Below are 10,361 nucleotides of genomic sequence, written 5' to 3'. Positions count from 1 at the left end.
CCAATGGCTGCACACCTACAATCACCACCGCGGACACACCGCGCTCGCAGGCAAACCACCCGCCAGCCGCGTCCCCAACCTCACTGGGCAATACAACCAGGGCGGTCGGTCCGCTGCCGACGGGGATGGTGCCGGTGACCGTTCCGGTGGCGGTCCGGACCACTGAGACGGTGCCGGACGCGGCGTTGGCGACGTACAGCGTGCATCCGTCGGGTGCCACCGCCACGCCCAGCGGGGCATCACCCACCGCGATGGTGTCCGTGACGGCACGGGTGCGGGTGCTGATCACGGACACGTTGTCCGACCCGACGTTGGCGACGTAGACGTTCCGGTTGTCAGGGGAGACCGCCACTCTGCTCGGTTCGTCCCCGACAGCTACGGTGGCGATGACCGTCCGGGTGCGGGCGTCGATCACCGACACGGTGTCCGCCGCGGAATTGGTGACGTAGACGCGGGAGCCGTCCGGGCTGACGGCCACGCTGTCCGGCCCGTCCCCGACGGGAACGCTGTCCACCACCATGGCGGTGCCGGCGTCGACGACCGACACCGTGTCGGAGTGGAGGTTGGCGACGTAAACGAGGGCATCGGGCCGCGGGGACAGCCCGGCTGCCGTCGTCCCGGCGGATGCGCCGACCGGGTTTCCCGGTCCCATCAGCGCCGCTGTCACACAGAGCACCACGGCTGCTCGCCGCCCCATGTCCTGTCGCCTCGTCATGGGGCCACGCTAGGGCTCCGGAGCGGAAGGCCACGTGAGGCTCACGCTCAGGCCGACCGAATGGCACACCGTCCACCGGGGCTGCTTACGACGGCTCCGTCTCCACCGGCCGCACACCGGGGCGACCTGTCCGAAGCGGACACGTCCTTGCTCCCGTCCGGTTGGAGGATCTGTGCGGCGACGAGTTCGGGCAGCAGCAGGTCGGGTTGCTTCCCCCACCGATCGTCTTCCTCTTCGAGACCGAAACCGCAAAGGTATGCCCCGTCGCGGGCGCAGTCCACGGTGGCCGGGGGGTGGTCCGCCATCGGGTGGTACTGAATGGCCTCGACGCCGTTGCGGGAGATGTCCACCGGGCGATCGGAGCCGGTGGAATCCCCGTACTCCACAGCGGAGGCCCAGCCGGCGCTCTCCCCGACACGCACGACACCGTCACCGGCCGGTAGACCTCCATCCTGAGCTCCCGCACCTGGACATCGGTGATCGGCTCGGTCACACCGTGAGGACCCCGCATGCGCACAGTCAGTTCGGCCGCCGAAATCCCGCGAGCCAACACCACGCTGGACGTCTCAGTGTGCCCGAAGGGCCGCTTTGCCGGCGCGTGCCGTACTACGGGATCTCCGTCGGAGCGGAACGACCGCGCGTCAGCCTGCAGCACACCGGTTCAGCGACCGGGTGTAGCTGCCTTGGACCCCTCGGCCCCTCTTTCCAGGAGCTCGACCATGCGGTGCAGGACAGAGAGGGGGAGTGCCGGGTTACACGAGGCGTCACGCGCGGTCACGGGATCGGCCAGCAGGCGCGGCAGTACGTCGGGCGGTACTGCCGGGTTCCGGGCGGCCCGTGTCCGGACGCCTGCATCCGTGTCGTCGAGGAGCCGTACCGCTGTGGCGGGCGCGAGCCGCGGGTCCTCTGCCACGTCCCGCCGTACCTCTTCCGAATCGTCCCGGCTGAACCTCTCGACCAGTTCGGGCGTCGACTCCGGGTCGGAAAGGGCGAGCCGCCGCAGCCGAGGGTTCGGGTCGGCGGCGAACCGCAGCAGGCCCGCGCGCGGGAAGTTGGGATGGCTGCGGGGCCGGCCCGGGAAGCCGAGGCTGCCGTCCCACCAGTGCCACACCTCCAGGAGCATGTCGGCGGGCGCGTCGTCGCAGGACTCGGCGAGGAACAGCCGCACGGTCGGGTCCTCATCCCGGGCGAGCCGTTCGACCACGTCGGCGGGGAGGCGGGGCGCTCGGGCGACGCTGCTGCGGATGAACGGGTGGCTGGAGGCGGCGAGCCTGCGCATGGCCTCCGGGTCGTGGTGGAGGTCGGCTACCCATGGCACAACGTACCCGCGCCTGGCGCCGGGCACGATGCTGGTGCGCACACCGGCGCGTTGTTCTTCCGTCAGATCGGCGCGCAGGGCGACCGTCTCGCGCACTTCCTCGTCCTCGTCCACGAGGAGGAGGGCGAGCGCGTCCGGGTGGAGCCGCGGATTCTGGGCGAGCGCGCGCCGTACGTCCACGTCCCGGCCGCCGGCGAGGCGGACAGCCCAGGTCGCTTCGAGTCGGCAGCTCTCCAGAGCCCGGGCGCGGAGCTCCTCGCCAAGGCCGGCGCGGGCGGAGAAGGCGGAGAGTGCGGCCGGGGCCAAGGGCACGTCCTGGTGGTGCCGCAGGAGCGCGGCGGTCCGGACGCTCCCGTCGGAATCGGCGAGCAGTCCGTCGCGTACGGCCGGTGCGAGATGCGCCCACGCAGGCGTGCATGCGTCGGCCCGAACGCGGGGAACGGGATCGGCGGCGAGTCCGGTGAGCAGCGACGCGTGCATCCCGGGCAGCCCGGCGGCCGCGGCCCGGACGAAGGGGGAGGTGTCGGCGGCGAGGGCTTGTCGGCAGTCGGCGGTAAGCCGGACACCGGCCCGAGCCGCGTCCTCGACGAGAAGTTGGCGCCGGGCCGAACCCGGCTCGTTCAGAAGCAGGCGGCCCCACTGCTCGGGGGTCAGTGCAGGCCGGCCCTCGACGAGCAAGCCCCGCACGTTCCGGTCCGGGTGGTCGACGGCCGCGTCGAGGACGGCCGGCGGCAGGTCCTTCCGGAAGAGGAAACCGGGCTCGACATCGAGCAGGCGGAGGAGGAGATCTTCCGGAACCGCCCGGTTGAATCCCACGTTCCACCAGTGCCGTGCCAGTCCCGTGAGCATGTCCGTCATGCCCACCATCCTGCCGGACGGCTCCAGCTCAGTCGCACGAGATTTCGACCCCCGCCGAGCAACTCCTCGCCGAGGCCCGGCTCGACCCCTCGGACAATCCCGCCTGCCACCCACCAGCTCACGGTCATCCCCGCTCTCATGCGGCTGGTCCGCGTGTCCGGAGGCGGCCAGAGCATCCCCGCCGGCACATGCTTTCCGCAGCCCTGCGTCGTCCTGGTCACCACGCGCCACTCGATGAGCAGCGGGTCGTCCAGGCGGACGACGAATCCCGTGTCCCTGGGGGCTCGGGGCAGAGCCGCCGTCAGCGAGCACTGAGCTGCTCCGCGTGGTCGAGGTCCCTGTCACCGCTCACGCGAAGCACGTACCGGCCGGGACTCTGGGGCACCGGGACGATGCCCGTGGCCGCCCACCGCTCCTCCGGCGCGGGCGTCCGCACGTGTGCGCACGGCGCCGGCCGGGGGCTGGGGGTGTCACACCTCGGGCAGCGGGGCGCGCAGTGCGCTGAGGCCCCGGGACCAGGCCCTGGTGATGTGGTCGGTGAGGCGGTCCTCCAAGAAGAGGGTGGCAGCGCAGCCGAAGGCGACGTCGGCTTCGAGTGAGGGCTCGTCGGCGAGGAGGCCGTCGATCACCTCGTGGCGCACGACCTGTTCGTGCACGGCATCGGCCTCGACGTGTTCGGCGTAGAAGCGTTCGGCGGCCTCGCCCGCCCTGCAGCGCCGCATCGCCTTCGCCAACCGTCGCGAGCCCGGAGACGAGGTCACCTCGATGCATGCGAAGTGACCCACCAGGGCTCCCCGGTGGGCACGGTGGAGGCCGAGCAGGGACATCAGATTGACGGTGGCGAGCAAGGGCGCGGGTGCGCAGTCCAGGTACCTGCCGTACGAGGTGTCCAGGCCGAGGTCCGTCATGAGGTCGGCGAACAGCCGCGCGTGGACCCGTTCGGCCCGGCCCGCACCGAACTCGTCGTACTCGATGGCCGCCATGGCGGCCTTGGCGCGGCCGGTCAGGCGCGGGATCACCCACAGGTGCGGGTCGGCCTCCTTGAGGTGGTAGAGGGAGCGCAGCGCTGCGTACTCGCGCAGTTGCCACAGCTCTCCTTCCCGTTCCAGCCGGCGGCTGAGGCTCCCGGAGAGGTCGACGGGCTCGACGAGGAGCGGGGCGAAGGCCGCCTCGATCGTGTGGGGGGCCGCGTGCAGCTCGGTGCGCAGGCCGTGCAGGAAGCAGTCTTCCAAGGCCCGGCGCAGCCGCAGCAGGTCCGGGTCCCATTCGCGTGCGTCGTCTACACCGGCGAAGCCGCGGTAGTGGAGCTCGTAGAGGAGGTAGAGGGCGAGCTGGAGATCCTCGCCCCACGGGTCGGCCTCCCGTACCGATTCGGCGCCATGCCGCAGGGGGTGGTCGGTCCGCAGACCGTCGATCACGGCTGCGGACAGCTCGCCGCGCGCTTCGCCCAGGCAGGGCCCCGGAGCGGCGGCGGTGGGGCTCGGGCCGGCGAACGTCATGACGCGGTTCCCTCCTCGGGGTTCGGCGCGGCGGCTCGCGCGCGGGGCCGGTGGCTGGTGTCGCACCACGGGTAGGTGCGGCTGCGGCGGCAGGTGCACATCGCGACCACGAACCGGTCAGACCGAGCGACGGTACCGTCGTCGAGGACGATCTCGACAGGTCCCTCCACCAGGACGGGACCGCCGGGTTCGACGGCCACCCGGCGCGGCGCGGGGCCGGCGGAAGGCGGGCACGTGGGTGCGGCACTGGCCTGCGGGAGGATGCGTTCACCGGGCACGGATGACCACCAGTTCCTCCGTCTCCTCGGCCTCGGCGGCCAAGCCCCGCCGCTCGAGCCAGGCCCTGCGGGAGCACAGGACGGGTCCCCACGGGACTGAGGCCCTACGGGTGACCTCGGCAGCCAGCCCGGTCCTGGCCAGCCGTTGGAGGGTCTCGTCAGTGCCGCACATCCCGGAGTGCACCATGAGCAGTACGCCGCCGGGGCGCAACAGAGCCGGAGCCCTCACGCAGACCCGGTCGATGACGGCACGCCCGTCGGGTCCGGCGTCCCAGGCGCGTTCCGACCCCCGAGCGGGGACCTGGCCGGCCGGTGCCGGAACGTAGGGCGGGTTCGTGACGATCAGGTCGAACCGGTGGCCGGCGGTGCGCCCCGCGAAGTCGCCGTGCAGGACCCGCAGGGGCAGCCGGCGGCGGATCGCGTTGAGCCGGGCGGTGATCACGGCCGGCCACGAGACGTCGACGGCGGTAACGCGTGCGCCCCGTCCGGCGGCCTGCAGCGCCAGGACTCCGGTTCCTGTGCCGATCTCCAGGACATCCGTTCCGGGCCCGCTCTCCTCCAGAGCCAGCGCTTCGGCGAGCAGGCGGGTGTCCGCCTGCGGCCGGTATGCACCGGGCAGGGCGATCAGATCGGCGGGCAGCGTGTCCGGCCTCATGCCCGTAATGACCACGGGTACCTCCTCGGCGTCTGCGACCTGCTCGAACAGGCCGTAGGGCCGTCGGGCCGTCGGCCGCACCCTGCGGCTGCCCGGTATGGGCCAAGTCATCCCTGATTCGGTGGTCTCGTGCCGGACTGGCGGCCGACTCGGCTCCGGAGCAAGCACCGGGTAACGCGATTGCGACGCCCCTCGGCGACAGTCGGTGCTGGGCCTGTTCTGGTGCAGGCCGTCGGCTACACGCGCGGGCCCGAGACTTCCGCGGCTCGGCGGACCTGTACTGCGCCCCCGCTGCTGTGCTCCGTTCACCGATCTCCCGGCACTGTGGGACGATGCGGGTCCATCCGGGCCGGCCAACAGACGGGCCGGCCGCCGAACGGGATGTCCGCGTGGTCGTACGTGCTGAGCTCCCCGCGGTTCCCCGCGTCCCCGGGGTGCTGGTCGACCGTGCTGATACTGCCGCTTGCTGCTTTGCCTTGCCAGTGAGGTCGGAACCCGCAAGGTGGCCCGCTGTCTGCATGGTGGGTGCCCGGCTGATTGCCGGGTAGCCGCGGCGTATACCGGCCCGCATGGCCGACCCGGGAGGCGCTCCACGCTATGAGCATGGCGGAAAGGCAGACCCACGGCGCCGACGCATCGGTGAGCGTGCTGGTCGCACGCGCCTCCCAGCAGAAATCGGGCTGGTTCGACGAGACCGTGAAGCCGCGCTGGTCACGCGGCGGGAACGCACTTGCCGGAAATCGGTGAGGGCGGAACAGAACGCGTCCAGGTCGTCGGGCTTTGCGGCTGGTGACCAGCGCTTTCGGCGCCGCGCGGCAGACCCGGCAGACCCGGGCCTCCTCGGCCATCCGGCCGCATCACATCGCACGTAACTCCACGATCGTGATCGGAAACGAGCCCCCGGAGGATGGCCTCAGGACGGCAGTGTCGGGTGTGCCGCCTGCTGCGTGCCTCGAGACACGAACGTACTTGGCTTTCGTGGCCCAGACGCCCAGGTCTCCGGTATCGGCACCATAGCCCTGCCAGATCTTTCCCCGTCCCTCGTCGTCCGGCAGCCCCGTTTCCGCCTTTGCCTCCCACACGGTGACGCGGGTGAACCAGTGGAGGATTTGGTGGCACGGGTTCTCGGCCTCGGCCGGCTCACCCGGGGCGCAGTACCAGTTTGACCAGGTCCTCCCCGACCGTGTCGGAGCCGGTGCGGATCCGGGACGGGCGGGAGCGGCCGGCTGGTGGCGCGTCCGCCGGGGAGGGCGGCCGCAGTCGCACGGCATCGGCCATCGCGTCGCCGACTGCGCGCAGGTCGGGAGCTGCGGGGACCGGCCGGGGAGCGGGGTCACCGTTCATGGTGCAACCCGGCGTTCCCTCGAGTCACCTCCGAGCTTCTTCCTGGCCGCTGCCCCCTGAGGCGCCACGTATGCCTCCCGAAGCGGCGTTGTTGCCCGAGTGGCCCTACCGATGTGCAATGCTCCATAACGCGGCGCGTGAAACGGCCCGTAGCGCACGCCGGATCGCCAGTCCCACGCCCCACACCACCAGCCGCACGCCCCAGACCGACATGCGCAGACAGGCGCGGCGGATTACGGCGCGAGGCGCCCAGCGAGCGAGCGTCCGCCGCCTGCCCCGCTTGTGTCGGCGCCGCCCCGGCGTGAAGTTCACGAGTGTCTCCTGCCGGCCACCAGGCGGTAGACAGCCAGCGGCATCATGACCCTCGCGATCATCCCGGCCAGCAGTCCCAAAAGAATCCAACCGATGATGCCCATGGAGTGCCTCTTGTCAAAGCCCAATGCATGAATCGTCATGAATCCATCTGCGCCCTTTACTGGATTCCAAACCTCGAAAAATGCACTGGGTGACGAAATCTCCTCGCCGTGACGTGGGCGGGACACTTGCGGGGCACGCAACGGCAGCGCCGACGGTGGGGGGACGGCTCGCCCTGTGGAGCCCCACGAGACGGAGCGCGGCAGGCTCGTCCGCCGGCGTCGGCACGGTTGGCTTGCGGAAGAGGTCGAGTAGCCGGGGGCAATCGTCCAGGTTTGGTACGGGAGCTTGCCATGTTTCCCCCTCCACGCCCCGCTTGCCCCGGCACACACGTCAGCCGCTCCACCCCGCCCCTGCGATGGCGGTGCAGGTTACCGAGTTCGGCGGCGCTATCGTTGTGACCGTCGTCGGCGCCATCGACGAGACGAACGCCCCGGGTCTGCAGACGGTCCTCAGCGCCGCCCTGCACGTGCACCCCGACGGGGTCACCTTCGACCTGTCGGCCGTCACCTCCTGTGACCGCCCCGGGCTCCGCGCCTTCTTCGCGGTCCGCCGGCAGCACTTGGACGGGTCCTCCGCCCCTTCACCTCGGGGCCGGCCAGCCGCCAGGTGCTCCACCTCCTGCAGCTCACCGGGACCCGAAACCTTTTTCCGACCACACCCGCGACCGGCGTCGACCCCACGCGCATGGGCCCGCCGGTGCCGCCCTTGACAGCCGTAGCCGCACCGCTTCGGTCCTCCCCGCGATCTGCGAGCTGTGCGGAACGTCCGCGTCCACCCCGCTGCGCACGCACGTGGCCGACTTCTCGGCCATCGATCCCGGCACCCCACTCCACGCCTGTAGACCCTTGTCTCTCAGGCACGCAAGCGCCCGTTCAGCGAAGGCGAGCGTGGTCGGGAATGATCACGCTGCCCTGGCCGCGTCGCCCCGGGGCACGCCCCCGCCACCTGCGGGTCGGGGGTGAACCGGGCCCGCCCAGTGCCGGGTGCCGGCGCGGGAGCGCGGCGTGGCGGCCAACGCCGTGATCACTGCGTCCCACGGGGGCCGGGCCGGGGCCGGGTGGCACTCGGTTGTCTGTGCGTCATTTCGCTGTCCTCTTCTTCCTTCGTTCCCTTGCGTCTCGGTCCGGATTGACTCCCCTTTCCTTCCGGAGGCGCCGGGGCGCCGCGGTGGCACGCTCCTTCCCCGCCAGGGCCGTGTCCGTTGCCGGGTCCGCAACGACAGCGGATGAATCGCAATCGAGGTCGGCGTGGCGCCAACCCGGGGCGATGTGGTGGCTCGTTGCTGGAACTTGGGAACCGCGCGGCGTCGCGATGCCTGGGCGGCGCAGCTCCGCGATGTACCCCTCACCTGCGGCATCCCTGAGCGCATTGGGCACACGATCGTACTCCTGGTCGACGCCGACTACGGGCCGGCCGGGGAACTGCCGGGTGGTTCTCGCCGTACGCCGACGCCCCTGGTGCGGTTCCGTGCTGTGGAATCGGGCGATCAATGCGACGCCATTCGGGTGTCTCCGCTCGGTTTGCTGCCCGAGAAGCCAGGGAGTGCAAGGACACCGTGCTGTGCTCCGTGTATGGCTGTATCAGCAGTAGGCGGACCATCGACGCGGATCGGCGCTCGCCCGGACAGCGAAGGAGTCTCCATGGCGAAGTCATGCCGTCTGCACGACCGGCAGGACGGGGGTGAACACGCGCTTGTCGCAGGGCCGTTCCCCCTGGAAGCCGCCTCGTCGGCAGGCGTCCGGACCGATGACGGCTTGGACGTGATTGCAGACCTCTTGTCGATCCGCTACAGGCAGTCGCCCAGTGCCAGGATCTGCGTGGCCAGGTCGGCGACCAAGCGAGCCGCGAGACCACTCCTTCAAAGGCACTGAAGGCAAGAACCCCATCAGCCACACCTGGCCCTTCCGGGCCGACTGACGACTTACGGAGGATCCGTGTCCCGTTTTCAGGAACGCTGCCGAACCGCACGCATGGCTTGGCCCCTGTTGTGCGCGTCGGTCCTTTGCCAGCTGGTGCCACTGAGTGCTTCCACCGCTCATGCAGCTGAGCACTTGTCGAAACCAATGGTCAATTGGGATGCCATCGCCCAGTGCGAGTCCGGTGGCAACTGGCGTGCCAACACCGGCAACGGCCACTACGGGGGTCTGCAGTTCACCCAGTCGAGTTGGAAGGCTGCCGGCGGGACCCGCTACGCACCTCGAGCCGACCTCGCCACCAGGTCGGAGCAGATCGCTACTGCCCGGAAACTGGCTGCCATGCAGGGCATGGGTGCTTGGACCTGTGCCCGTCGCTGATCCCAGTGCCGGTATGCATGGGTGGTTGCCGTGCCCTGCCCCCGGTGCACTGCCCTCAGACTGCTTCGGCGAGGCGGGTGCAGCATCGGAACCTCACCGCACACCTTCGCCGGCCGTCAGCTGGCGGGCTGAGGCCCGCCAGCATTTTGCGAACGCTGCCCCACCGGTGCATCCGCTACGGGAGGACCGACCCCCTCTGCGTTCACGTCATCTTCCACTGCCCGCGCGCGACGGGAGTAGCCTGCCGTGACCCGCGCTCCCTGCGCCTCGACCTGCTGGTGAAGATCCAGGACCAGCAGAGGGCCGCGAGTATGCATCTCCGGCACCCGGCGCAGATCGATCATTACGGCCGTGGTCCGGGCGGGCGCTTCCGCAGTCCCGTCGAGGACCCCGGTCGCGCTGAGCCGCACGGAGTCGTCACGGCGTTGCGTCGCCTTTGGAGGTCGCGAAGAAGATGACCGACCTGGGCGTCGGCGCTCTGCCGAGCACACAGCCTCGTCCGCCTGCCCATGCGGCAAAGTGGCCGGTCAGCGGCAGCCCGCCAGGAACCCTGGCCTTTGACGGAGGAGCGGTTCACGACAGCGTCGCTGCCCTGGGTGCGCCCCCGACGCAGTCGTGCTCGGGCGTGAGTGGACCCTCGCGATGAGCCGCCGACGGGCGCTCTGCGCCCGCGAAGGCCCTCGCCTCGCCGCGCGAAACATCCCGATTTCTCTATTTTTTGGGCGTAGGCGCGTTCTTCGAGAAGGAGACTCTTTCATGGCTGAGAAGGCCAAGGGCAAGATGGAGCAGGCCAAGGGCAAGGCGCGAGAAGCCGCTGGCAAGGTGACCGGCAACGAGCGGATGGAAGCCGAAGGCAAGATGGACGAGGCCAAAGGCAAGGCGCGAGAAGCCGCGGGAAAGGCCGAGGAACAGGCTCGCGGAGTTGACGACTCTCTGCGCGGCCGCAGCCAGGAGACCTGACCCAGTTGTACCCGCGCGGTCCT

The 10,361-nt window shown here is 70.5% G+C and carries 10 protein-coding genes and 1 pseudogene; 4 read left to right on the top strand and 7 right to left on the bottom strand.

Annotated elements, in window-relative coordinates; translation table 11 throughout:
* Positions 1-148 precede the first annotated feature (148 nt).
* From ACIQUT_RS38415 to ACIQUT_RS38395, 5 genes and pseudogenes are all read right to left on the bottom strand, one after another.
* Positions 149-652: pseudogene (locus ACIQUT_RS38415) on the bottom strand (YncE family protein); the annotation flags it as partial.
* A gap of 724 nt (positions 653-1,376) precedes the next feature.
* On the bottom strand, positions 1,377-2,891 hold the full coding sequence (locus tag ACIQUT_RS38410) for a PE-PGRS family protein (protein WP_403570139.1): 1,515 nt from the start codon (positions 2,889-2,891) through the stop codon (positions 1,377-1,379).
* Positions 2,892-3,361: 470 nt separating this feature from the next.
* Entirely contained in the window at positions 3,362-4,390 is a 1,029-nt protein-coding gene (locus ACIQUT_RS38405; protein WP_403570137.1) for an iron-containing redox enzyme family protein, read from the bottom strand.
* Positions 4,387-4,560 carry a CDGSH iron-sulfur domain-containing protein gene (locus ACIQUT_RS38400; RefSeq protein ID WP_403570152.1) on the bottom strand — a complete coding sequence of 58 codons (174 nt, stop codon included), beginning with the start codon at positions 4,558-4,560 and terminating at the stop codon, positions 4,387-4,389. The genes ACIQUT_RS38405 and ACIQUT_RS38400 overlap by 4 nt, the downstream gene beginning before the upstream one ends.
* A gap of 97 nt (positions 4,561-4,657) precedes the next feature.
* Positions 4,658-5,323, bottom strand: coding sequence for a HemK2/MTQ2 family protein methyltransferase (locus ACIQUT_RS38395; protein ID WP_403570150.1), 666 nt, complete (start codon positions 5,321-5,323; stop codon positions 4,658-4,660).
* 603 nt (positions 5,324-5,926) lie between these two features.
* Between ACIQUT_RS38395 and ACIQUT_RS38390 the strand changes: the two genes are divergently transcribed.
* The gene (locus ACIQUT_RS38390; RefSeq protein ID WP_403570135.1) at positions 5,927-6,070 is read left to right on the top strand and encodes a hypothetical protein; all 144 of its coding nucleotides are present in this window, start codon (positions 5,927-5,929) and stop codon (positions 6,068-6,070) included.
* 393 nt (positions 6,071-6,463) lie between these two features.
* Here the strand turns inward: ACIQUT_RS38390 and ACIQUT_RS38385 are convergent, their stop codons facing one another.
* On the bottom strand, positions 6,464-6,667 hold the full coding sequence (locus ACIQUT_RS38385) for a hypothetical protein (protein WP_403570133.1): 204 nt from the start codon (positions 6,665-6,667) through the stop codon (positions 6,464-6,466).
* 308 nt (positions 6,668-6,975) lie between these two features.
* A complete protein-coding gene (locus ACIQUT_RS38380) occupies positions 6,976-7,122 on the bottom strand; it encodes a hypothetical protein (protein WP_403570132.1) in 147 nt (48 codons plus the stop codon).
* 41 nt (positions 7,123-7,163) lie between these two features.
* On the opposite strand from ACIQUT_RS38380, the gene ACIQUT_RS38375 reads away from it, so the two are divergent.
* The 3 genes from ACIQUT_RS38375 (at position 7,164) to ACIQUT_RS38365 (ending at position 10,338) form a co-directional block, all read left to right on the top strand.
* Entirely contained in the window at positions 7,164-7,793 is a 630-nt protein-coding gene (locus ACIQUT_RS38375) for an STAS domain-containing protein (protein WP_403570130.1), read from the top strand.
* 1,261 nt (positions 7,794-9,054) lie between these two features.
* Positions 9,055-9,378, top strand: coding sequence for a transglycosylase family protein (locus ACIQUT_RS38370; protein WP_403570148.1), 324 nt, complete (start codon positions 9,055-9,057; stop codon positions 9,376-9,378).
* A gap of 756 nt (positions 9,379-10,134) precedes the next feature.
* Positions 10,135-10,338, top strand: a complete 204-nt coding sequence (locus ACIQUT_RS38365; protein WP_403570128.1) for a CsbD family protein — start codon at positions 10,135-10,137, stop codon at positions 10,336-10,338.
* Positions 10,339-10,361: the final 23 nt, after the last annotated feature.

The sequence above is a fragment of the Streptomyces sp. NPDC090445 genome, from assembly GCF_044769385.1.
In the GTDB taxonomy this organism is placed as follows: Bacteria; Actinomycetota; Actinomycetes; order Streptomycetales; family Streptomycetaceae; genus Streptomyces.
The sequence above is the reverse complement of the archived record's forward strand: the minus strand, read 5'-3'. Positions and strand labels throughout refer to the sequence as shown.

What these genes read in the sequence shown, in the direction of transcription:
- ACIQUT_RS38405 (WP_403570137.1), bottom strand. Translation starts at nt 4,390, where the DNA reads ATGACGTTCGCCGGCCCGAGCCCCACCGCCGCCGCTCCGGGGCCCTGC.
- ACIQUT_RS38370 (WP_403570148.1), top strand. Translation starts at nt 9,055, where the DNA reads ATGGCTTGGCCCCTGTTGTGCGCGTCGGTCCTTTGCCAGCTGGTGCCA.
- ACIQUT_RS38380 (WP_403570132.1), bottom strand. Translation starts at nt 7,122, where the DNA reads ATGACGATTCATGCATTGGGCTTTGACAAGAGGCACTCCATGGGCATC.
- ACIQUT_RS38395 (WP_403570150.1), bottom strand. Translation starts at nt 5,323, where the DNA reads ATGAGGCCGGACACGCTGCCCGCCGATCTGATCGCCCTGCCCGGTGCA.
- ACIQUT_RS38390 (WP_403570135.1), top strand. Translation starts at nt 5,927, where the DNA reads ATGGCGGAAAGGCAGACCCACGGCGCCGACGCATCGGTGAGCGTGCTG.
- ACIQUT_RS38385 (WP_403570133.1), bottom strand. Translation starts at nt 6,667, where the DNA reads ATGAACGGTGACCCCGCTCCCCGGCCGGTCCCCGCAGCTCCCGACCTG.
- ACIQUT_RS38365 (WP_403570128.1), top strand. Translation starts at nt 10,135, where the DNA reads ATGGCTGAGAAGGCCAAGGGCAAGATGGAGCAGGCCAAGGGCAAGGCG.
- ACIQUT_RS38375 (WP_403570130.1), top strand. Translation starts at nt 7,164, where the DNA reads ATGCACTGGGTGACGAAATCTCCTCGCCGTGACGTGGGCGGGACACTT.
- ACIQUT_RS38410 (WP_403570139.1), bottom strand. Translation starts at nt 2,891, where the DNA reads ATGACGGACATGCTCACGGGACTGGCACGGCACTGGTGGAACGTGGGA.